Source organism: Finegoldia sp. BIOML-A1 (assembly GCF_009678325.1).
In the GTDB taxonomy this organism is placed as follows: domain Bacteria; phylum Bacillota; class Clostridia; order Tissierellales; family Peptoniphilaceae; genus Finegoldia; species Finegoldia magna.
Window position 1 is genome coordinate 13,123 of the sequence record NZ_WKZF01000013.1, and the last position, 23,538, is coordinate 36,660.

At 34.3% G+C, this 23,538-nt stretch carries 17 protein-coding genes; 1 reads left to right on the forward strand and 16 read right to left on the reverse strand.

Annotated elements, in window-relative coordinates; all coding sequences use genetic code 11:
• Window positions 1-42: 42 nt before the first annotated feature.
• The 13 genes from sdaAA to GKG00_RS08570 form a co-directional block, all read right to left on the reverse strand.
• On the reverse strand, window positions 43-942 hold the full coding sequence (sdaAA, locus tag GKG00_RS08510) for an L-serine ammonia-lyase, iron-sulfur-dependent, subunit alpha (protein ID WP_094225170.1): 900 nt from the start codon (window positions 940-942) through the stop codon (window positions 43-45).
• A gap of 9 nt (window positions 943-951) precedes the next feature.
• Window positions 952-1,614, reverse strand: coding sequence for an L-serine ammonia-lyase, iron-sulfur-dependent subunit beta (gene sdaAB / locus GKG00_RS08515; protein WP_094206362.1), 663 nt, complete (start codon window positions 1,612-1,614; stop codon window positions 952-954).
• 110 nt (window positions 1,615-1,724) lie between these two features.
• Window positions 1,725-3,263, reverse strand: a complete 1,539-nt coding sequence (locus GKG00_RS08520; RefSeq protein WP_154255049.1) for a cell wall-binding repeat-containing protein — start codon at window positions 3,261-3,263, stop codon at window positions 1,725-1,727.
• Between the two features lie 296 nt (window positions 3,264-3,559).
• Complete coding sequence (locus GKG00_RS08525; RefSeq protein ID WP_154255050.1) at window positions 3,560-5,590, reverse strand: cell wall-binding repeat-containing protein; 2,031 nt, start codon at window positions 5,588-5,590, stop codon at window positions 3,560-3,562.
• A 53-nt stretch (window positions 5,591-5,643) separates the two neighbouring features.
• Complete coding sequence (locus tag GKG00_RS08530; RefSeq protein ID WP_154255051.1) at window positions 5,644-7,479, reverse strand: ABC transporter ATP-binding protein; 1,836 nt, start codon at window positions 7,477-7,479, stop codon at window positions 5,644-5,646.
• On the reverse strand, window positions 7,463-9,265 hold the full coding sequence (locus GKG00_RS08535; RefSeq protein ID WP_154255052.1) for an ABC transporter ATP-binding protein: 1,803 nt from the start codon (window positions 9,263-9,265) through the stop codon (window positions 7,463-7,465). Before GKG00_RS08535 ends, GKG00_RS08530 begins: the two co-directional genes overlap by 17 nt.
• A 79-nt stretch (window positions 9,266-9,344) precedes the next feature.
• Complete coding sequence (locus GKG00_RS08540) at window positions 9,345-10,010, reverse strand: ATP-binding protein (protein WP_094204424.1); 666 nt, start codon at window positions 10,008-10,010, stop codon at window positions 9,345-9,347.
• 7 nt (window positions 10,011-10,017) lie between these two features.
• Window positions 10,018-10,713, reverse strand: a complete 696-nt coding sequence (locus tag GKG00_RS08545; protein WP_154255053.1) for a LytTR family DNA-binding domain-containing protein — start codon at window positions 10,711-10,713, stop codon at window positions 10,018-10,020.
• Between the two features lie 81 nt (window positions 10,714-10,794).
• Window positions 10,795-11,658 carry a UTP--glucose-1-phosphate uridylyltransferase GalU gene (gene galU, locus GKG00_RS08550; protein ID WP_154255054.1) on the reverse strand — a complete coding sequence of 288 codons (864 nt, stop codon included), beginning with the start codon at window positions 11,656-11,658 and terminating at the stop codon, window positions 10,795-10,797.
• Between the two features lie 713 nt (window positions 11,659-12,371).
• Window positions 12,372-14,957 (reverse strand): ATP-dependent chaperone ClpB, encoded by a 2,586-nt coding sequence (gene clpB / locus GKG00_RS08555; protein WP_154255055.1) that lies wholly within the window; start codon window positions 14,955-14,957, stop codon window positions 12,372-12,374.
• An 18-nt stretch (window positions 14,958-14,975) separates the two neighbouring features.
• Entirely contained in the window at window positions 14,976-15,920 is a 945-nt protein-coding gene (locus GKG00_RS08560; protein ID WP_154255056.1) for a DnaJ domain-containing protein, read from the reverse strand.
• A gap of 168 nt (window positions 15,921-16,088) precedes the next feature.
• The gene (locus GKG00_RS08565) at window positions 16,089-16,751 is read right to left on the reverse strand and encodes a nitroreductase family protein (RefSeq protein ID WP_346962837.1); all 663 of its coding nucleotides are present in this window, start codon (window positions 16,749-16,751) and stop codon (window positions 16,089-16,091) included.
• A 154-nt stretch (window positions 16,752-16,905) separates the two neighbouring features.
• A complete protein-coding gene (locus tag GKG00_RS08570) occupies window positions 16,906-17,445 on the reverse strand; it encodes a sigma-70 family RNA polymerase sigma factor (protein ID WP_154255057.1) in 540 nt (179 codons plus the stop codon).
• Between the two features lie 237 nt (window positions 17,446-17,682).
• Between GKG00_RS08570 and GKG00_RS08575 the strand changes: the two genes are divergently transcribed.
• On the forward strand, window positions 17,683-18,138 hold the full coding sequence (locus GKG00_RS08575; protein ID WP_154255058.1) for a hypothetical protein: 456 nt from the start codon (window positions 17,683-17,685) through the stop codon (window positions 18,136-18,138).
• A gap of 100 nt (window positions 18,139-18,238) precedes the next feature.
• Here the strand turns inward: GKG00_RS08575 and GKG00_RS08580 are convergent, their stop codons facing one another.
• The 3 genes from GKG00_RS08580 to GKG00_RS08590 form a co-directional block, all read right to left on the reverse strand.
• The gene (locus GKG00_RS08580) at window positions 18,239-21,271 is read right to left on the reverse strand and encodes an albumin-binding GA domain-containing protein (protein WP_154255059.1); all 3,033 of its coding nucleotides are present in this window, start codon (window positions 21,269-21,271) and stop codon (window positions 18,239-18,241) included.
• 794 nt (window positions 21,272-22,065) lie between these two features.
• Window positions 22,066-22,899 carry an IS3 family transposase gene (locus tag GKG00_RS08585; protein WP_206670716.1) on the reverse strand — a complete coding sequence of 278 codons (834 nt, stop codon included), beginning with the start codon at window positions 22,897-22,899 and terminating at the stop codon, window positions 22,066-22,068.
• Between the two features lie 23 nt (window positions 22,900-22,922).
• Entirely contained in the window at window positions 22,923-23,516 is a 594-nt protein-coding gene (locus GKG00_RS08590) for a helix-turn-helix domain-containing protein (RefSeq protein ID WP_154255061.1), read from the reverse strand.
• Between the last annotated feature and the right edge of the window lie 22 nt (window positions 23,517-23,538).

Genomic DNA, 23,538 nt, shown 5'->3' on the forward strand with positions numbered 1-23,538 from the left:
AAATCCACAAGATTTTGAAAATCTTGTGGATAATTTTTTGTTTTAATCTTCGACGTCATCACTGATGTTGCAAGATCCCAAAAATCTTCTTCTGATATCTTGACCAGTTTTTGTTCCTGCAACTCCACCCATTCCTGTTTCTCTCAATGATGGTGGAAGAGTTTTGCCGACTTTTCTCATTGCTTGGCACACTTCTTCGAATGGAACTATACTTGTGATTCCTGCCAATGCCATATCAGCGCTAATCATTGCGTTTGTAACGCCCATTGCATTTCTGAATGTGCAAGGATATTCTACAAGTCCTGCGATTGGGTCGCATACAAGTCCCAATACATGTAGGATTGCAAATGATGCTCCATGGAATATTTGCTCAATAGATCCACCTCTTAAAAATATCAACGCACCTGCTGCCATTGCTGCTGCCGATCCTGTTTCCGCTTGGCAGCCTCCGTCAGCGCCAGAAAATGTTGCGTATTTTCCTAACAATTGTCCAACACCGATAGCTACTAACATTGCATCGATAAGTTCTTCGTGTGAGCAGTTGTATCTTTGTTTAAAACTCATAAGAGCTGCTGGCAAAATTCCCGACGAACCTGCAGTAGGTGATGCTACGATTTTTCCCATTGCTGCACTGATTTCCAATGTAGAAAAAGCCATCGCCATTGCTTCTGCTGTAAATTGTCCTACTATTGGTTCATTTTCATTTGCATAAACGTGCATTTTATGTGCAAATCCGTCGATCATTTTTTGATTAGTCACTGAAGGTGTTTCCAAGAAATCTGTCGCAGATTTTTCCATAACATCTAGCATATGTGACAATTCACTTCTAATGAATTCTTCAGATTTGCCAGTTCTTTCGTTTTCTATTTCTATAACGTATTCGTAAAAAGGTCTGTTTTCCCTCTTAACAGTATTGATTATTTCTAATGATGTATCAAACATAAACTCTCCTTAATTTCGTTGAATATATTTTGTGAAAAGAAATCTATCGTCTTTCAATAAATTTTCTGTCAAATCTTCGCCGATATTTTTGTCTAATTCAACAATCAAAGTTACTATTCCGTCATGTTTCAACGTCTTCATTCCTTCGATGTTGTAACCATTTCTGGCAAGTTCTGAAGAAATATCCGCAATAATTCCTCTTACATCCACGTATTTCAATAAAATTGTAGGATAGCTTCCTGTAAATTGAACAGCTATTCCGTTGATATCTATGATTTCAATATTTCCTCCACCAATCGATGAGCCAACGATGTACATAGTAGTTCCATCTTCGTATGTAAATGTAATCTTCGCAGTATTTGGATGCACATCCCCTAAGTCAGCTTCTCTGAAAACATAGTCAATTCCTCTTTGTTCAGCTATTGCAAATGAATCTCTAAGTCTAATGTCGTCTGGTTCAATTCCCAATACACCAGCTAACAAAGCTCTGTCTGTACCGTGACCCTTGTAAGTTTTCGCAAATGATCCATGAAGATCAAACTCAACTTTTTTGAACTCATTTCCAGCAATCAAAAGAGCAGTCTTTGCAATTCTACAAGCACCTGCAGTGTGAGAGCTAGAAGGTCCAATCATTACAGGTCCCAAAATATCAAAAATATTATATTCTCCCATAAAAACCCCCTAAGTATTTTCCTTAACAATTATATCATATCAAATTCAGTGGATAAAGAAAATCAGGAAAATTTTCCTAAAAAAAGAGAGGCTCAAAGCCTCCCTAAATTTTATTTATGGAATCCTGCTGGATCATTTGATTCATCTGCAAACCAAATATCAGCATAACCACCGTTAATTGAAACTCCCATCACACTAATAGTGTTCCAGTCATCTTCTCCAACGATAACTGCGTTGTGACCTTGGGAATTCTTCCAAATATTAAGTGCTCTTGATGCTGCATCATCTGTTGTGAAATCACTCATCGCAGAAATTTCGTATCCGTCAACTTTGAAGTTTGTCAATTCTTTTGGTTTATTCCACATACCTTCTTGGTATTTGTGATCTGGCGTATACATTACCGGTTTCCATTTTCCGTGATTTGACCAGCTGTGAAGATTTGCTGGTATTCCTCTTTTGTCCTTCCAACTTTCGCTGTAATATTTGTTTTGGTCGTTGTTGTGAGTTCTTGCAACAAATGTCAATGACTTAGAAACTTTTAATGGCTTTAATCCTTTTGATTTACGATAGTCATTGATTCTTTTAGCTAATTCTTCTTCTCTTAATGAAAGAGGTGTGTTGATATTGAAGTTAGAAAGATTAGTGTCTTTTACTCTTTTACCTTCAGCACTTGGTTTTTGTTCTGGTTTCTTTTCTGGTTTCTTTTCTGGTTTCTTTTCTGGTTTATATTCGCCAGTTAATTTTTCGTATTGAGTTTTTGAAACTGATTTTTCGCCACCAATTATAGTTACTTGCTTAATTCCATTTTTGTCTATAAATGATTTTATGCTGTCAATTGCAGAATCGTCAGATAATAAAATTCCTGAATTCATTTTAACTGCAAGTGGTGCTGCTGATAAAGCGTCTGGATAATCTCTTCCATCAGCGATTACAGCTTTTTCAGTTGTCCCGATTTGTTTCATTACTTCAATTGAAGTATCATTTCTATTCTTGCCGGAAATTCTCGCTACATTTTCTAATCCTTTAATACTTACAGAATTTTTGCCACCAATTATAGTACTGATGTCTTTTGCTTCAACGCCTTTTGGCAAGGTTTTTCCGTTAGTTAATACAAGAGTTTTGTTTTTTGCAATAGCGTAAGGAGCTGCAGACAAAGCATCAGCGAACTTTTCTCCATTAGCCAATACGATATTGTTCTTAGCATTTAATGCTTCAGCTACTTTTGTTGATGTTTCGTATCTGTCATTTCCAGAAATTCTAGTGATTTTTTTACCTTGAAGTTTTAGTGTTTTTTCTACACTTTCAGATACAGAACCCTTACCACCGATAATGATGACTTCTTTTGCTCCAAGTCTGGCGATTTCTTTTTGTAAATCGGAAGATGCTCCTGCTTTTTCAGTCAATAAAATTGGTGCTTGATCAGCAAAGTTTCCAGCAGTCAAAGCATCGGCAAATTTTTCTCCACTAACCACTACAACCTTGTCACTTTTCGAAAAGGCATGTTTACTAATTTCGATTGACGTATCGTATCTGTTGTTGCCCTTAATTCTTTGAACATCCACGCCATTAGCTGCAAATGACACTTGTGGAACTATGTTAGCTAACATCATTCCAGCTAACATTAAGCCTAAAATTTTTTTGTTTTTCATAAATTTTCTCCTTCTAATTATTAATACTAGGTCACCTTTCATTTGGATACCGTTTTTGTATTTGTAATTATATTATACATCATAAAAGCAATAAAGTTAAAACTTTTTATTGACGCTATTTCCTATTAAAACAGTCCACATTTTTTTATAACAAACTATTACAATTTTGGGTTTAACTTTTCCAATTTTAAGATTTAGAAATCAACAATTTCAGTAGTCTAGATATTCGTGCATTAAGTTTGCTCATTTTTATAATCGTCAATAAAAAAATGGTCCCTATAAAAGAGACCATTCATCTATCTTACTACTACTGCCATTCTTCTTGACAAATAATTTTCCGATACTTCGCTATATGATTTTGTGATTTCGTTTGAGTACCAAGGGTCTGCCAAGTAGAATCTGTTTGTTTTTGGATTGTAGCCGTTGATACAAATTCCGTGGTTGTTTGCGAAAAATCTCTTTCCGTAAACATTAGTTGACCATCTTGGTTTTTCCCATCTTAATGTTCCGTAGTACATGATTGTGTTACCATTTTGAAGTTCCGCTATTATATCTCTCATATTTGAACCAGAAATATTTTCTGCTTTTCCATTTGCAAATCTGTTCGCAAACTTAGTCATTGGTTCTGGATTCATATATGTCGCCATAACTCTTGTGTGGTAATAAGCATCCCAAACGTAAGGATTTCTTGAAAAACCTGTGTTATTATTGTTAGTGTTCATAGGAAGTTGATTCAAAAATTCGTTGTAAGTGTAACCTAACGCATAACCTTTTGCTTGTAATGCGTGATACATTGCTGTTGGTTCACAACCAATTGGAGCAGCTTTTTGTTTAATGCCACGTTGTGATTTTGGATTCATTTGGTTCATTATATTTGGAACTGTGATGTGTGATATTCCGAAATCTTTTGGATTGTAATATTTGAATCCTTCCGGTCTAATCCAGCCGTTAATTCCATTGAATGACAAATTAACCCATTTATCTTCGACCTTAACAACCTTCAAAATCTTGTTAACTGCAACATCGATTACTTTTTTAGCTGAATCTTTCATTTCAGTTAACAAAGTGATAGCTTTGTTATTAACAACGTAATCTTTTAATCTGAATACATTTCTATCAGTTTTATAAACTTTGATTAAATCTTTCTTTAATAATGCGTTCTTAATATTTGTGAAGCAATCATCTGAGATAGAGTTTTCTCCGCCAAAAACATAAGATTTTTCTTCTACATTCAAACCTTTCAAGTAGTTTTCGTGAGTTTGAGTTTTGTTAGAAGAGTTCGCTTCTTTTTCCAATTGAATGTTGTCTTTTGGAACTAAAACAATTGGAGCGTCGATTTTTTGGCTAACAGGAGCTGCTGCTAATGCATCTGCATACACTTCTCCCGTTGTAAATATAGCTTTTTTGGCGTTTGGATAAGCTACTTTGGATACTTCAACGCTTGTTTTGTATCTGTCAGCTCCTGCAATTCTTGTGGATTTCAAATTAAGAATGCTGTCGATTTCTGCTTTTACAGAATCGCTAATGCTGTTAGTTCCACCTACAATATAACTTTTTAAAATCTTTGTCTTATCGATTGATGATAAATACTCTTTGATTGATGTAGGTAGTACATTTTTTTGTACTAGAAGAATTGGAGATTTTGTTTTGTTTGCAAGTCCAACAGAACTCAAACTATCTGCATAATTTTCTCCACTTGCAAACACCAATGTGTCCGCATTTTTCTTGTTCTTTGCTAATTTTGCGTTGACAGCGTATCTGTCATGTCCGTCGATTCTTTCAACTTCGATTCCCATTTTTTTCAAAAATTCTTCAACATCTTTGCTGATTGTCTTTTCGCCACCAATGATGTGAACTTTTTTGATTTTTCTGTCTTGAAGTTGTTTTTTAGTTTTTGCGTTTAAAGATGAACCTTCTGTGTACAAAATAGGCATTTTGCCATCAGTGATGTTGCCAGAGCTTATAGCATCTGCGAAAACATCGCTGGATGTAAGTACAACTTCTTCTGTCTTTTCGAAAAACTTGTCGTGGATTTTGTTTGCAGATTCAAACCTGTCATGTCCTTCCACTCTTTCAGCTACATTTTTGTCCGTAAGAACTTCCTTGTGTTGTTCTTTTTTTGGTTGTTCATTTGGTTGTTCTTCGTCCTTTTTTTCTGTTTGGTTAGCTTTTTCTGTAGAATTTTCTTGTTTTGAACTATTTTCGGGATTTAATTGTTCGTCATTTATTTCAACTATTGGTGAAATAATTTCTTCTTCGGCGTAACTAATTCCTGTTGTCATTGAAAATGCTAGTAGAAAAGCTATCAATAACTTCTTTTTATTCATACCTTCCTCCTTAATAAAAATTATACCATATATCGAGGAAATAATATCATTTTCTATACGTAAAATTCCGCTTGTGCATCCCACAATTTTTTGTACATTCCGTTCTTGCTTATTAAGCTGTCGTGATCTCCAGTTTCAGCAATTTCTCCCTTATCGAACACGATAATTTTGTCGGAGAATTTGCAACTAGATAACCTATGAGATATAAAAATCGCAGTTCTGTCTTTGATTATTTCGCCCAATTTCTCGTAAATTTCAGCTTCACTTATAGGGTCAAGGCTCGCAGTCGGTTCATCCAATATCAAGAACGGACTGTCTTGGTACAACGCTCTTGCAATGGCGATTTTTTGTTCTTGACCTTTGGAAACGCTGATTCCATTTTCGTCGATATCTTTGTACAGATAAGTTTGGATTCCCTTGTCCCATTTTCGAACATCGTCGTACATTCCGACATCTTTGAGCGATTGAACTACTTTTTCTTCGTCGTAATCCATTCCAGATGCGACGTTTTGCGCCAATGGATATGCGAACAAATTAAAATCTTGGAATACAACTGAGAATATTTTCAAATACTCATCATATCTGTATTTTTTGATGTTAATTCCATTCAACAAGATTTCCCCTTCAGTAACATCGTAAAATCTAATCAACAACTTCACAAAAGTAGTCTTGCCACAACCGTTTTGCCCTACAATCGCCAATTTTTTCCCAAGGTCGAATTTCAAATTGATATTTTTCAATATCCAATTGTCAGTTCCAGGATATTTGAAGCTGACATTTTTAAATTCGACTTCGTATTTTTTGTCGGATCTTTTTTCTGTAGTCAAACTTCCATTGTAAAACTCCGATTTTTTGTGCAAATAATCCATCGTAAGTTCTGCGTACGGAGTGTTACCTTTATACAATGCAACTCCTTCTAAGAATTTCGACAAATTGCTTGTAAAATTGATCAAACTTCCCAAATATTGGCTGAGCATTCCTATTGAAATAGCTCCGAGCAATGATTTGGATACTACGACAAGATAAATCAACAAAACTTGTAATTTCGAGAAAAATTCGCTGAGTATTTTGTATGTGACACCTTCTGTCGACATAATTCTGTCAAAAACTCCACCAGGATTGAAAACCCCACATTCATTAAGCATATTAGATGCAATATTATATTGACGATACATTCTAGTATCAAGCATTCTATATTGATCTCTCATCCTAAAAAAATAAAATGAGAACACTCGATTTCCAAATTTTCCTTCTTCATTTATTTTATGCCAAATTTCAAATTGTTTTCCGTTAATTTTCTGTGAAATCCACGATAAAAATACAACAACTACAATCAACAAAACATTTATCCAAGTGCTATTCAATAACGAAAATTTTTCTGGTGCGTTCCATTTCGTCACTAAAAATTGATACGACAACACCAAACTACCTATCATCGCCAATAAAGACTCCAATATCATATCGTATGCGTAAAGAACTCTTATAATTCCGAATTCACCGAAGTTTATGTTTTGTTCTATATTCGATTTTTCTCCAATAATTTCTGTATCTTGGGATTGTTTGTAATCCAATTCATTGTATTTTTCGGATAAAATGTGGAAAAATATCTCGTATTTCTTGTCATTGTATGTGTTTTGGATTTTATTCGTCAAGGCGATAATAATTTGAATGAAAAACACTGACAACAAAGCAATTACTGCCCATTTACCTACAAATCGCACAGGCATCTTGTTAACAATTCCATCTATCATTCTAGCAGATGCGTAAATACTAATTAACGGGAAAACTGCTGAGAATAAACAGTTAAGAGTGTAGTTGATGATTAGTTTTTTGTAATTTTTCCACAAAACACTCCAAGTATCTTTGAATAGTTTAAGATTCTTTTGCATTGTAGTCCTCCCTGTAATATTTCGCTTGAGTGTCGAACAAATACTTGTACGTTCCACCTTTTTCCATCAATTCTTCGTGAGTTCCACGTTCTTCAATCCCCTTATTTCCAATCAGCAAAATGTAATCGCAAAATCTCGTCGAAGCCATTCTATGAGAAATAAAAATCGATGTGTGGTTTTTCGTTAGTTCATTGTATTTGTTGTACAAATCTCTTTCTGCTAATGGGTCAAGCGCTGCTGTCGGCTCATCCAATATCAAAAACTTCGAATTCTTGTACAAAGCTCTCGCAAGAAGTAGTTTTTGAGTTTCTCCACCTGATAAAACTGGTGAATCTTGGTAGATATATTTTTCAATCGTGTTGAATACACCATTAGGAAATTCCTTAACTTTGTCGTAAAGTCCTGCCAATTTCAACACTTCTTCCACGCCTTCCACATCATCTGTGGATTTTGATTGCGTTACATTCATGTAAATAGTTTCTGGCAATATCGAATAATCTTGGAACACCGCAGAGAAAATCTCGTAGTATTTTCTTCTGTTGAGTTCTCTCAAATCAATCCCATTAACAAGCACACGCCCCTCTGTCGGATCCAAAAATCCTATCAAAAGTTTAATCAAAGTAGTTTTCCCCGATCCATTGAGTCCAACTACAGCGACCTTTTCTTGTGGATTGACTTGGAAGTTCACATTCTCCAATACAAATTCGTCACTACCCGGATATTTATATCCCACGTTTTCGAATTTTATAGTAATATCCTCGTCGGGATTTAATTCGATTCCTCCATCCTTTTTGAAATTTTCTTCTAAATCAACAAACTCTCTTACAGTTGCGATGTCCTTCGCTTCCATAAAAAGCACACTCAGAAAATTGAACAATCTTTGAATATCGTAGCCGAATTTTGTTTGTGCGGAAAAAGCCAACAAGAACATACTTGCGTCGATCTTGCCATTCACTGCAAAATTTATCAAATAATAATATGTAACGGAATTTCTCAAAAGGTTGAACACGCAATCCAAGAAATCTGCCATCAACATTTTGTTGCCCATCTTGTTCAAGAAATCATCGTACAAGACAAAAACACTGTCGTAAATATCTTCCAGCCAATTTCCAAGCCCGAACATCCTGATATCTTTTGCGTGTTTGTGGCTACTAACTGAATTAATGTAGTTGAATTCCTTTTCAAACTTAGCTTGTGTTTTCCTGTTATCGTACTTCCATTGTTTAAGTTTTTTGGAATACAGAAAACTAATCAAACTGGCGATAATCGACACCAAAATTATGAAAATAGGAAGCCTTGCAAGTAAAATCAAATACACACTCGTGCTGATTAGTAAATACAAAACGTCTTTCATCGTAATCCAGATATGTTCTGTAGCTTTATCATTTCCTTCTAAGTTTACGTTCGCCTTTTCTGATAAATCCAACACATTCTTGTCCAAAGTCATCTCGTAATCCATCGACAAGAATTTTTCGATACATTGATTTAATATCAAAGTTCTCACGTAGATTTTTTTCGGCAAGATCCTCAAATCCAACGACTCTTTTGTCGCTGAACAGACGAAAATCAAAACCGCAAACACAACAACAGTAAGCATAATTGTTGTGAAATCTTGTGAGTTTTCAACCATTTTGATAATTTGTGGAGTAAAGTACAACTCTAAAATATCAATTCCAGCAGTTGTGATAGCCATAATTATCAGCATGAAAATCAAACTTTTTTGGTTGTTCCACGCAAGATTGAACATAAATTTAATATTATCATTTGTAGAATATTTTTTCTTCATAACTACCTCCCAATAATATCTTAACCGAAATACTATCGTATTTTCGTTTTAGGGATAAGCATATCAAAAACAGGGATGACTATATCAAAATCTCCGTCGTAAAAGCATTGTCCTCTGAATTTCTGTTGATGTAACCGTCGTATTTGTCGACGATTTCGTCAATACTGATAAGCCCCAGGCCTCTGTTCTCGCCCTTTGTCGATTTGAAAATTCTGCCAAACTTCTCCTGTTTTTTGCTGCTTGTCTTGTTAGTAAATGAAATGTACAATTTATTGCCCTTCATATCCATATAAATCCTGATAAATCTGTCCTCTTCTGGCAAATTTCTCACCGATTCAATCGCATTGTCGAACAAATTTCCGATAATCGTCGCCAAATCGATATCTTTTATATCCAAAATATTCGAAATCTTGCAGTCTGCAATGCATTTTATGTTTTCATTAGTAGCCATAGTTATCTTGGAATTCAAAATAGCATCTGCCATCCTATTTCCCGTCCTAATCACAGGAGCGATAGAATGCAAATTCTCATCCAAATTATCCAAGTAGTTCTTTATAGATTCCATATCATTTTCAGCCACAAAAGAGCGCAAAGTTTGCAAGTGGTTTCTGTAATTGTGGCGAAACTTTCTTATATCGCGATACATATTCTCCACTTCTTGATAATGAGTGTTCAACAGTTGTTGTTGATATTCAAAAATATCTTTTTTTGAAAATAAAATCCTAATTTTACTTAAAAATCTCATATCTCACCTAATAAAACTCAATAATTTTTCTGTTAAGCTCGTTGAACTTCGCATTTGACAACAAAAATTTGCTATCATCTTCCAACAAAACATAATCCTTCTTTGTTTCTGCGATTTTTTCAATATTAATAATCTCCGAACGACTCACCTTGAAAAACCTATCATCCAGCATATCCAATAGTTGTGTCAACGTCATCCTAATTCTGTAACTTTTATTTTGTGCGAAAATATCCACGTAATTTTTGTCCGAAATACAACTTAAGATATCCTTCAACAAAATCTTCGTATTAATCCCGTTGTCCTTTACTATAATGAACTTCTCCTTGTTGTTCATTTGATTAGTTGCCTTGTCCAAAAGGTCGAAAAGTTTCTCCTTTTTTATAGGCTTAATCAAGAAATTCAAAGCATTGACATCATATCCGTATCCGATATATTCTGGATAACCACTTATGAAAATAATCTGAATATCAGAATTTTTCTCACGAATTCTCTTGGATAATTCCACGCCATTAATTTTTTTCATCTCAACATCCAACAATAAAATATCTATATAATCATTTTCATCGTAATTGAATATAAAATTCTCACCAGATGTAAAAAGTTCAGTCTTCAAATCGATTTTCTTGATATTCGCCCATTCTTCGCAGTATTTTGCATACAAATTTCTTATATTCTCTTCGTCATCTACGATTGCAATATTCATAACACACCTCTGTCTTATTTTATCACAACAAATTGTTTTCAAATAAAAAAGCTACTGACACCTTGTGCCAATAGCTAATAATTATTTTTCCTTTAAAAACTTTAACAATTCGTCCTTTATTTTCTCATCATGAAGTGCAAAATCAACCGTAGCCTTCACAAAACCAAGCTTGTTACCTACATCATATCTCTTGCCGATGAAATCATACGCAATCATCTTGCGTTTTTCGGCTAAGTTGTTCAAAGCATCAGTCAATTGAATTTCGTTATTCTTGCCAGGTTTTGTTTCGTGAAGAATCGGAAAAATATCTGGCGTTACAATGTATCTTCCAAGAATTGCCAAGTTAGTTGTAGCCTCCTCACGGCTTGGTTTTTCAACCAACGACTCAACCTCAGTAATTCTATCCGAAGTCTTCACACCATTCACAATCCCGTACTTATCGACATCATCCCACGAAACTTCTTGAACACCCAAAACCGGAGACTCTTCCTTTTCGTAAATATCAGCCATTTGTTTGATACAAGGAAGTTCATCAGAAGTATTGTAAATAATATCATCTCCCAACAAAATCGCAAAAGGCTCATCACCAACAAAACTTTCCGCGTATTTTATCGCATCGCCAAGACCATTTTTCTTCTTCTGTCTAATAGTGTAAATGTTCGCCATCTTCGAAAGCTCGTGAATTTCTCGTGATATCTCCGAAGACTTCTTATTCAATTCGTATTCCAATTCGAAATTCACATCAAAATAATCCTCGATAGATCCCTTATCCTTGCTTATAATAATCAAAATATCCGTAATTCCAGAATCCACAACCTCCTTTACAATATGATGCAAAGTTGGTTTGTCGTAGATTGGAAGCATCTCCTTCGGAACAGATTTCGATGCAGGAAGCATCCTCGTACCAAAACCCGCCGCAGGAATAACCGCTTTTCTTACCTTCATTGTCACTCCTCGTGTTATAATTTTACGCCATAAATCATTTGTCTCTATTAATATTGTAACAAGAAATTGTGTTTTTTTCTATAAGGGGGGCGTGGGTTGGTTCAAAGTTGCAGGATTGGGATATTTCAATGCTTACAAAAAGTGGAAAACCGATTTGCACGAATATCTGACTTACGAAAATAAAAAAATCCTCACACTCGTGACCCTAAAATCTCAAGTGCGCCTCCGGCTGGCACGAGTGAGATTTTCTACGGGTCACTTCGCTTGGATTTTTAGTTATTTTCTCCCGATGATATTCTTAGCAAAATCGGTAATCCACTTTTTACGCAGCACCGAAGTTTTTTATTCTCCCTCTCTCCCCCGTTATAAAACTTGCCTATTTTTAAATGATATTTTTTATATTAATCTCTTTATCCCTGTAGATATACAAAAGCAGATTACTGCATTTGCTAAGAATCAATGTAGCACTATAATAAAAGCTCGTAACTAAGCGAGTCATCTGGAGAAAATTGTATCAAATTCAATCGAAGAAATTCGTTAAAAAATCTCATTGTTTGAGTGCGTAGCACGAGTTTGAGATTTTAGAATTTCGAGATTAGAATTCGCCAATTTTCGTAAGCCAGACGATGCGTGTTACGACTTTTATTCCGTATCCTTGTGCAGCTAACCACAATAAAAAAATAGGCAACCCCCGTTGCCTATTTCCCCAAAATCTATTTCTTTTTAATTCCCAATTCACCATCTACATTTGTAATAACGACAGTGTCTTTGTCAGTTACAGTTCCTTTTATCAATTCACGTCCGAGTTTTGTCTCAACATTTGATTCGATAAATCTCTTAACTGGTCTTGCACCGTACAATACATCGTATGCTTTGTCGATAATCAAATCTTCTGCAGATTCGTCAATTTCGATAGTGATTTGTCTGTCTTCCAATTGTTTTTGCAACAACGAAACTTGTTTTTCAATAATCTTGTAGATGTCATCTTTTGTCAACGGTTTGAACATTACGATATCGTCAATTCTGTTCAAAAATTCTGGTTTGAATCGTGATTTCAATTCATCCATTACAGAATTTCTGCTTTCATCAGAAATATTTCCGCTGTCGTCAATTCCTTCAATCAAATCCATCGAGCCAATGTTACTTGTCATGATTATTATTGTGTTTTTGAAATCGACAGTTCTACCTTTGTTGTCAGTCAAACGTCCGTCATCCAAAACTTGCAACAAAATGTTGAACACATCTGGATGCGCTTTTTCGATTTCGTCGAACAAAATCACTGAGTATGGTTTTCTTCTGACAGCTTCAGTTAGTTGACCACCTTCATCGTATCCAACATATCCAGGAGGAGCTCCGACAAGTCTACTTACTGCGTGTTTTTCCATATATTCTGACATATCGATACGAATCAAATTCTTTTCGTCATCAAACATATTTTCAGTCAAAGCTTTTGCAAGTTCTGTCTTACCAACACCAGTTGGTCCAAGGAATATAAAGGAACCGATTGGTCTGTTGAGCGATTTCAAACCGCTTCTAGCTCTGATGATTGCGTCAGTCACAGCAGTTACAGCTTCATCTTGTCCCACAACTCTCTTGTGCAACAACTTGTCCATGTTCAAAATCTTGTCGCGTTCTGTTTCCACTAATTTTGTCACAGGAATTGATGTCCACTTGCTCACAACTTCTGCGATTTCATCTTCAGTTACGCTTTCTTTTATGATAGAATTGTCGTCTTCGTCCATTTTTTTGTTCAATTCTTCAAGCTTGTTTTCAAGTTCGACTAATTTTCCGTATTTTAATTCAGATAATTTTTCAAAATCGTATTTTCTTTGAGCTTCTTCCATTTGGTGTTTAACGGATTCGATTTCAGATTTTGTGTCCTTGATTTCGTCAACCTTGGATTTTTGTTGAGTCCATTCCATATACATCGCATCAAACTCGTTTTTAGTATCTTGCAATTCTTTTTCCAAATTTTCGAGTCTGATTTTACTCATTTCATCGTCTTCTTTGTTCAAAGCAGCACGTTCGATTTCAAGTTGCAATATTTTTCTCTTAGTTTCGTCGATGCTTTCAGGCATAGAATCTATCTCAGTTCTAACCATCGCACTTGCTTCGTCCATCAAATCAATCGCCTTGTCAGGTAAAAATCTGTCAGTAATATATCTATCCGACAAAGTTGCCGCAGCGATTACAGCATTGTCAGTGATCTTAATTCCGTGATAAATCTCGTATTTGTCCTTAATACCACGTAATATCGAAATCGTGTCTTCTACTGAAGGCTCTTCAACCAAAACTTTTTGGAATCTTCTTTCCAATGCACCATCTGTTTCGATGTATTTTCTGTATTCATCCAACGTTGTAGCGCCGATTGTTCTGATTTCACCACGTGCTAACATTGGCTTCAACAAGTTTGCAGCATCCATTGCTCCTTCTGATTTTCCAGCTCCGACCAAAGTGTGAATTTCGTCGATAAACATAATGATTTTGCCGTCAGATTCTGCCACTTCTTTTAAGACAGCCTTCAATCTTTCTTCAAATTCTCCTCTGAATTTCGCACCGGCAATCAAACTTCCCATGTCCAACGCAAAAATAGATTTGTTTCTCAAAGTTTCTGGAACATCGTCGTTCACAATTCTAAGCGCCAAGCCTTCCACAATCGCAGTCTTACCAACACCTGGTTGACCGATTAACACTGGATTGTTCTTCGTTCTACGACTCAAAATCCTAACGCTGTGTCTGATTTCATCGTCACGACCGATAACTGGATCGAGTTTGCCTTCCTTCGCCAAATCAGTCAAATTACGACCGTATTTTGTCAACACATCAGTTGTATCTTCAGGATTATCAGAATCTATCTTTTGATTTCCCCTCAAATCCTTCAAATTAGATGCGAAGTTTTGCTTGTTGACATTAAAATCCTTCAACAAAACTGCACTAACAGTGTTTTTTTCTCCCAAAACACTCATAAAAATATGTTCCACTGACACGAAACTGTCTCCCATTGACTTAGCTTCATCTTCTGCCTTCAACAAAATTCTTTGAAAAGCAGTGCTTGGGTACACACTCGATTGACTGTCGTTTTTTGGAAGAGAATCTATTTTTTGATTAAAAGCGCTCACAATTTTTTTGTAATCAGCGCCGATTTTTTGAATAGTCTTTGCAACTATTGAATCTGAATCAGACAACAATGCATAGCTCAAATGAACATCCGTAACTTCCGGATTGCCCAATTTTATCGCAGTATTTTGCGCATCTTGAATTGCTTGAACAGATTTTTGTGTGAATTTATTTAAATCCATAAACCTTACCCCCTAACATTATTCAGAAATATCGTATAATTGTTTATATAATTTTTCTTGTTCTTCGTTTAATTTTGTAGGATTTACGATGGAAATTTCAAGATACAAATCACCTTTGACACCTTTCATATCCACGAATCCCTTATCTTTAATCCTAATTCTTTGATTAGCCTTGATATTTTTCGGAATCTTAACCTTGATTCTTTCGCCACTAATCGTTTCAACATTGATAGATTTTCCAAAATAAGCTTCCCATGGTTTAAGTTCAACCTTCTTGATAATATTGTGATCTTCAAGCTTGTTGTACACATCAACCAAGTTAATTTTCACGTAAATGTCCCCGTCAACGCCGAATTTTTCGCCCTTGACCTTAATCTTTTTACCAGGCAAAATTCCTTTTGGAACCTTCAAATTCAAATTGACACTTTTATCTCCAATCATAAGTCCCAATCTTTTTTCTACACCGTTGTAGATATCTGATAGGGAAACGGAAATGTCCGTGTCGTATCTTTGCCTTGGTTGTGATTTTCTTCCAGCGCCTTTGAATCCACCGAAAATATCGGAAAATCCTCCGCCGCTACCTTGTCCACCTGAGAAAAACGCATTGAAAAAGTCCGAGAATCCTCCGCCACTTCCACCAGTTGTGTAAGTGTAAGATCCAGAATTTTTGCCGAAACCACCAAATCCTCCGAAGTTTCCAAAATCGTACGCATTCGGATCGAAGTTTTGTCCGCCTTGGAAATTATAATTTGAGCCAAACATATCGTATTTTTTACGCTTATCTTCGTTACCCAAAACCTCGTAAGCCTCGTTTATTTCCTTAAATTTTTCTTGTGATTTCTCATCGCCTTTATTTAAATCAGGGTGATATTTCTTGGCGAGTTTTCGGTATGCTTTTTTAATTTCTTGGGAGCTCGCCTTTTTATCCACCCCCAAAACTTTGTAATAATCTTTATATTCCATAAAAAACCTCCCGTAATTTGTTTTTGACTTTCTTTGACCTTAATATTATTATACACCCTTACGAGCGCATAATCAATAGTATTTGCAATCTTTGCAATATCTTTGACTTTTGATTTTTATCTTTGACTTTTGATTTTTAATTTTTATTTTGCTTTTAAAATTAAATCATTATATCCATATGGAATGATCCTTGCCACTTCCCACTTCGAAATGGTATTTCACAATTCCCAAATCGACCTTCGCTGACGGAGCAAACCTCGCCTTCGCCTTCACCTTATCATCAACCAAAGTCAACATAAATTTTTGTTGATTAATCGCAGTCGGAGCATCAAGAGCACAATCGACACCATCCTTGAACCATTGTGGCGAATTATCACTCACATTTGACACTTGTCTTGGAAGTTTGCTCTTGTGATTATAACCCCAGTTTGCAGGAATACCGAACGCAATCACAATCACCAAGTTTTCGTTAGGCTCTATGTATTTTCTTATATTCTTCTTATTATATGTAAGAGCAACCCAGCACGAACCCAAACCCAAATTCATAAGTTCCATCACAAGCTTCTCGCCGTAATATCCACAAACCTCGCTCAAATCATTGCCTACACCCTTCATAATCAGAAAATTATTCACATTCTCAAACTTTCCGTACTTCGCAAGCTTTGAATTGAACCCTTCCTTGTCATCAAACACAGCCCTTATATTCAAACTCGACTCACGATTGACCTCATCAACCTTCTGTTCAATAATCTCCTTCACAGAATTATCAATCTCTTCATCTATGTATTTTCTAACAGAATGCCTCTTGTGCATCAACTCTAAAATATCCACCTTGTCCCCCTCATTAAAATATATACTTATTATAATATACCACAAATCACGAAAATTCACGCACCACCACGCATACAATTAAATATTTCCACGCAAACAAAAATGGAATCGCACCGATTCCATCTATATTAACCCACCACTCCACACCCAAAGCTCAATACATCTTGCGCAAATTCTCCAAAGCCTTGCTTCTCGTATTGTAGAATGTCGACTGTTTCATATTCAATTCTTTGCAAATCTCCTTAGCGCTTTTTTCACGTAGGAAATTCTCATAAATAATCTTCTGTTGCTTTTCGGGAAGCTTACGCACCCTCTCATAAAGCTTTTTAATCTCCAACCTATCCTCAAAATCCTGTTCGATATTCTCATCAGATTCAATCAAATTCATCACCTCATCTCCATCCTCATTAGTATAATTCAACGACGAAACACTTTTTCTAGGATTCTTCTTCAAATAGAAAAACCTCAACCTCTGCTTCAAATAATAATTGAACGGAACCTTCTTCAAACCATCATACTCCATAATCGCATACATAATCTCAGTCTTGCCATCATCTACAAGCTCCTCAAAAATATCCGTCCTATCATAATATTTTTTTATACTACTAATAATCAACGGCTCAAAAGCCTTGTAAATTCTCTTATCATTCAAAATTTTGTTATTCACAATATAATCTATCTCATCAAAATTCATGATTTCCATCTCCTTTTACTCAATTTTACAATCGATAATAAGATTTTATTAATCAAGAATGAAACGTAAAACCACACCAAAACAGATGGTAATAGCGTGAACTATTCGATTATTTTGTAAAAAATCATCATTATTCTTCACAAAATAAACCAATTCATTGTAAATTCAAATTGAAAACGCTTGAATAAGAACGTATGTTCTGCTATAATAAAATTATCATAAATAAAAGGAGAATCAATGAAACAATTACAAGCAATCATTCCGATATACGTAGACAATATCGGCAATGCAGTCCAACTTTATTTTAATGATTTCACCACTACCAATTATTGTTCATTGGATTGCTGCATTAAAAAAATCGCCCGTAACCAATTATTAGACATCACAGAGGCCAAGAAATTAATCAAAAAATCCTTGAACATAACCAAAAATCCTCCTATTTGTTTTAAAAACGGAACGTACTGCATGATCAAAGTCAGAAAACCAATATCCAAAAACGATGGAAGTTATGGACTGTTCAACATCGAATCCATCGAAGAAATAAAAACAGGACACATAATACTTGCGAATAATCAAAAAATCACAACACTAGAATCCAAGAAAAGCATCGAAGACAAAATCCAAAAAGCAAAGCTCGCCAGACTTTTGATAGATGATTATACGACAAACTTGGACATACTCACAAGAAAATAAGCATAAAAAAACTGATACAAGAAAATGTATCAGTTTTTCGCATTAAAAAATGGGACCATTTCTGGTCCCATTTTTATAAATCTTCTCTGAGAAAGATTAATTATTTACGTTTTTTAAGTGAAACGTAAGCACCTGCTGCTGTTGATAAAGCTGCTGCTGCTAATGTTAAGATTTCAGCTTCGCTACCAGCTTTTGGTAATTTAGCTTTTTCTTTTTTCTTTGGAGAATCTTTATCTGTTTTACCTGGTTTTTTGTCTTCTGGTTTTTTATCTTCACCAGTTTTTTTGTCTTCTGGTTTTTTATCTTCACCAGGTTTTTTGTCTTCTGGTTTTTGTCCTTCACCAGGTTTTTCATCTTTTTTATGAGCTTTTAAGATTTCATTCTTTAATGCTTCTACGCCTTCAACTGTTTTTGCTTTGTTGATTGCATCAAAGTATATGTCAGAAGTGATTCCTGCTTCTTTTAATTCTTTGATTGCAGCTTCTTTTGCTTTCTTTAATGCTTCTTCAGCATCTGGATCTTCTGGTTTTTCAGGTTTTTCTGGATCTTCTGGTTTTTCAGCGTGTGCTTTTAAGATTTCGTTCTTTAATGATTCTACGCCTTCAACTGTTTTTGCTTTGTTGATTGCATCAAAGTATATGTCAGAAGTAATTCCTGCTTCTTTTAATTCTTTGATTGCGTCTTCTTTAGCGTTCTTTAATAACCATTCATCGATTGTGATTCCTGGGTTTTCGCCTGGTTTTTCAGCGTGTGCTTTCAAGATTTCGTTCTTTAACGCTTCTACGCCTTCTACTGTTTTTGCTTTGTTGATTGCATCAAAGAATATGTCAGAAGTGATTCCTGCTTCTTTTAATTCTTTGATTGCAGCTTCTTTTGCTTTCTTTAATGCTTCTTCAGCATCTGGATCTTCAGGTTTTTCAGGTTTTTCTGGATCTTCTGGTGTTTCAGCGTGTGCTTTCAAGATTTCGTTCTTTAATGATTCTACGCCTTCTACTGTTTTTGCTTTGTTGATTAAGTTGAATAGATATTCAGCAGTGATTCCTGCTTCTTTTAATTCTTTGATTGCAGCTTCTTTAGCATTCTTTAATAACCATTCATCAATTGTGATTCCTGGGTTTTCGCCTGGTTTTTCAGCGTGTGCTTTTAAGATTTCGTTCTTTAACGCTTCTACGCCTTCTACTGTTTTTGCTTTGTTGATTGCATCAAAGTATATGTCAGAACTGATTCCTGCTTCTTTTAATTCTTTGATTGCGTCTTCTTTAGCATTCTTTAATAACCATTCATCAATTGTGATTCCTGGGTTTTCGCCTGGTTCTTCACCTGGTTGTTCATCTTCTTTATCTTCGATTTTTAATACATAGTAGTATCTTCCGTCTGCACCTTGAACTACTTCGTATGCATTGTTAACTTTATCTTCTTTTAATGCTTCTTTAGCTGCTGCTTCTGCTTCTTCGTAAGTTGCGTAACCTTCTTGAACTTCTGGAGTGTCTTCACCTGGTTCTTCTTCGTCTGCAACTTCAATCTTTAATACATAGTAGTATCTTCCGTCTGCACCTTGAACTATTTCGTATGCGTTGTTAACATCATCATTTTTCAAAGCTTCTTTAGCTGCTGCTTCTGCTTCTTCATATGTTGCATATCCATCTTTTAATTCTGGTGTTTCTTCTCCAGCGTGTGCTTTTAAGATTTCGTTCTTTAATGCTTCTACGCCTTCAACTGTTTTTGCTTTATTGATTAAGCTGAAGTATAAATCAGAAGTGATTCCTGCTTCTTTTAATTCTTTGATTGCTTCTTCTTTAGCATTCTTTAATAACCATTCATCAATTGTGATTCCTGGATTTTCGCCTGGTTGTTCTTTTCCAGCAAATTTGATGTTGATAGTGTATCCACGATCTTCTAAGTCTGCTGTATATTCACCATTTACTTTTGCTAATAAGTCTGCATATCTGTAAGCTTCTGCTGTTGCTTCTTCAAATGTTCCTTTGAATTCTGCTGTTTGTGTTTTTCCATCTGCAAAGATTAAGTTAACTTTGATTGTAACTTCTTCTTTTTCTACTGGTTTTTCTGGTTCTTCTTCTTTTCCAGCGAATTTAATGTTGATAGTGTATCCACCATCTTCTAAGTCTGCTGTATATTTACCATTTTCTTTTGCTAATAAGTCAGCATATCTGTATGCTTCTGCTGTTGCTTCTTCAAATGTTCCTTTGAATTCTGCTGTTTGTTTACTTCCATTTGCAAAGATTAAGTTTACTTTGATTGTAACTTCTTCTTCTGGTTTCTTTTCTTTTTCAATCTTAGTTACATTGATTGTTATTGTCTTTCCATCTTCAGATGTTATTGTTTCTAATATTTTATATTCTTTTGTAATAACTTTATCAGAAAGCTCACTTAATTCTTGTGCTGTTAAACCATCTTTATTTTCTAAAAATGATATTGCATTTCCATCTTTATCTAATTCTCTTACTCTTAAGCTATAAGTATTCTTTTGTGGTGTTTCTTCTTTTTCAATCTTAGTTACATTGATTGTTATTGTCTTTCCATCTTCAGATGTTATTGTTTCTAATATTTTATATTCTTTTGTAATAACTTTATCAGAAAGCTCACTTAATTCTTGTGCTGTTAAACCATCTTTATTTTCTAAAAATGATATTGCATTTCCATCTTTATCTAATTCTCTTACTCTTAAGCTATAAGTATTCTTTTGTGGTGTTTCTTCTTTTTCAATCTTAGTTACATTGATTGTTATTGTCTTTCCATCTTCAGATGTTATTGTTTCTAATATTTTATATTCTTTTGTAATAACTTTATCAGAAAGCTCACTTAATTCTTGTGCTGTTAAACCATCTTTATTTTCTAAAAATGATATTGAATTTCCATCTTTATCTAATTCTCTTACTCTTAAGGTATAAGTATTCTTTTGTGGTGTTTCTGGTTTTTCTTCTGGGTCTGTATCACCAGTTTCAGATCCTTCAGTTTCTGGACTAATATAGTCATCCGGTAATTTGAAAATTGGATTTCCTGAATCGTCTACCTTTTCTGGAATTCCTTCATCAGCTGCGTAAGTGTTAACTCCGCCACCAACTACAATTGCACCTGCAAGTGCAGCCATTAATAATTTTTTATTAATTTTCATACTATCATGACAATGGAAACTTCCCTTGTATAAGGGTGGAATTTGTCTCCTCCTTTTAAATTTTTTGCATTCAATGCTATTTAAATCAAATTCGTTTCCAAGCAATTATATTGCCATTCCTTAGTTATTGTTTACCCAAAAAGGGTGGTCAACAATCGAACTTCACCAACTTAATTAAATCGGTGTTCTTGCTTCGTCCACTGTCCAAAAATTTCCCAAGGGCAATGTCCACAAGCGTTAGGTTCGGTAAATTCAACGCCTACCTTATTTTAGCTACTATTTCTAGTAGTTATAATCATATTTTAGTGTGTAATTAATGGAAAACATTATTCAGACTTCTAAAAAACATCAGAACATTTGTTAATAAATATCCAAACATTTAACTTTGATAGAGTTCCCTTTATCACACTACTATATTAGTTTAAGCTCATTATACTACATAAGTTCAAATATTACAACACTGTTACAAAAATATATTCAGAGATATTTTTATGGGATAATTATTCTTCATTTTCTCAAACTTTTGATTTTAAATCCAATATATAGGTTGTTTTATGGATTAAAAATCACCTATTGTGTATCGTAAAAATATTATTAAAAATATTTGTATTTTTATTATTTTGATTTTTTGTTTAGCGTGAATTTTTGATAAAATTATTCATGATTTGTTTGGTTTATGGAATAATTTTCTGAATTTTATGGTGACCCCAAAAAGTTGGACTTTGTACCAGAGACATTTAGAAATATTTGTCTCTGGTTTTTTTGTCCTATTCTACCCATAGGGGTAGAAATTTTTATGCTACATTTTTCTTTCTATATTCTACTGGTGATAAATATCCTAGTTTTTCTTTTATCCTTTCTTCATTGTAATATTTTATGAAATCTTCTATTGTTTGTTTTAAGTGTTCGTATGAATAGAATTTATTTCCGTAGTATACTTCTTGTTTTAATATTCCGAAGAAGTTTTCCATTGGTGAGTTATCTAAGCAATTTCCTTTTCTTGACATGGATTGAGTGATACCGTTGGATTCTAGTTTTGATGTGTATTGATCTATTTGGTATGCCCAGCCTTGATCTGAGTGAAATATTCTTTTTTCTTTTGTTTTGTTAGTTATTTCTATGGCTTTGTCTAAGGCTTTTAGGATTGGTTCTAGAGTTGGTTGTTTCGATATTTCATAGCTTAGTATTTCACTGTTGTACATATCTAAATATGGATTTAGATAAAGTTTCTTTATTTGGTAGGTCCCTGATTTATCTTTTTCAAAATACTTAAATTCTGTTGTGTCAGTTGTTATTTGTGTATATGGTTTTTCTACTTTAAAGTTTCTTTTTATTTTGTTGTCTGCTACTTTCCCTACTTGTCCTTTGTAGGATGAGTATTTTCTTGATTTTCTTGAAAAACTTTTTACTTGAAGTTTTAGATTTTGAACTAATCTTTGTACTTTCTTTTTGTTTATTTTTAGTCCTAATCTTTTTAACATCGCTGTTATTCTTCTGTATCCATAGTTTGGATTTTCTTTTCTAATTTTGAGTATTTTGTTTTCTATTTCCATATCTTTATTTGGTATATTTAAGCGTTTTTGCCAATACATATATGTTGATTTTGGAAGATTGAAGTATTTTAACAAGCCTTTTAATTTGTATTTACTTCTTAAAAGCCCGATTGTTTCAGTAATTGTCTTATTTCTGCATCTGTCATTTGAGATAATTCTATCTTTTTTTTTATTGCATCATTTTCTAGTTGAAGCCAATAGTTTTTTTCTTCTAATTTCTTTATTTTTTCTTTTAATTGTGCCTGTGTTAATGAATTATCTTCTAAATTAGTTAACTTTTCTGATGAATCTATTTTGATATCTTTTGATTTATTTGTTGACTTTGGCATTTTTGAAGGTCTTCCTCTCTTTTTGGGTTTTAGTCCTTCTATGCCTTGTTTTCTAAAGTCATTTACCCATCTTGTTATTATCGCTGGATTGCTTATCTTTAATTCGTTTGCAAGGCTTTGATAGGACATTTCTCCTGTTAAGTACAAGTTTACTACATTCAACTTAAATTCCAAAGGGTATTTTGTATTTTTTCTTTTTACTTTTAGTCCTTCATAGCCTTGAGTTTTGTAGGTATTTACCCATGTTATTATTATGCTTTTATTTGGTATTCGATATTTATCTGATAAAGTTTTATATGAGGTATTAGATTCTAAATACTCTTTTACCACTTTCATTTTTAATTCTGTTCTATATTTTGCCATTAAAAAACTGACCTCCTTTAGT

Bases quoted from the DNA above. Each gene is read 5' to 3' on its own strand.
- GKG00_RS08540 (WP_094204424.1), bottom strand. From the start codon at position 10,010: ATGAGATTTTTAAGTAAAATTAGGATTTTATTTTCAAAAAAAGATATT.
- GKG00_RS08560 (WP_154255056.1), bottom strand. From the start codon at position 15,920: ATGGAATATAAAGATTATTACAAAGTTTTGGGGGTGGATAAAAAGGCG.
- GKG00_RS08525 (WP_154255050.1), bottom strand. From the start codon at position 5,590: ATGAATAAAAAGAAGTTATTGATAGCTTTTCTACTAGCATTTTCAATG.
- GKG00_RS08575 (WP_154255058.1), top strand. From the start codon at position 17,683: ATGAAACAATTACAAGCAATCATTCCGATATACGTAGACAATATCGGC.
- GKG00_RS08535 (WP_154255052.1), bottom strand. From the start codon at position 9,265: ATGAAGAAAAAATATTCTACAAATGATAATATTAAATTTATGTTCAAT.
- GKG00_RS08545 (WP_154255053.1), bottom strand. From the start codon at position 10,713: ATGAATATTGCAATCGTAGATGACGAAGAGAATATAAGAAATTTGTAT.
- GKG00_RS08570 (WP_154255057.1), bottom strand. From the start codon at position 17,445: ATGAATTTTGATGAGATAGATTATATTGTGAATAACAAAATTTTGAAT.
- galU (WP_154255054.1), bottom strand. From the start codon at position 11,658: ATGAAGGTAAGAAAAGCGGTTATTCCTGCGGCGGGTTTTGGTACGAGG.
- clpB (WP_154255055.1), bottom strand. From the start codon at position 14,957: ATGGATTTAAATAAATTCACACAAAAATCTGTTCAAGCAATTCAAGAT.
- sdaAA (WP_094225170.1), bottom strand. From the start codon at position 942: ATGTTTGATACATCATTAGAAATAATCAATACTGTTAAGAGGGAAAAC.
- GKG00_RS08580 (WP_154255059.1), bottom strand. From the start codon at position 21,271: ATGAAAATTAATAAAAAATTATTAATGGCTGCACTTGCAGGTGCAATT.
- GKG00_RS08590 (WP_154255061.1), bottom strand. From the start codon at position 23,516: ATGGCAAAATATAGAACAGAATTAAAAATGAAAGTGGTAAAAGAGTAT.
- sdaAB (WP_094206362.1), bottom strand. From the start codon at position 1,614: ATGGGAGAATATAATATTTTTGATATTTTGGGACCTGTAATGATTGGA.
- GKG00_RS08530 (WP_154255051.1), bottom strand. From the start codon at position 7,479: ATGCAAAAGAATCTTAAACTATTCAAAGATACTTGGAGTGTTTTGTGG.
- GKG00_RS08520 (WP_154255049.1), bottom strand. From the start codon at position 3,263: ATGAAAAACAAAAAAATTTTAGGCTTAATGTTAGCTGGAATGATGTTA.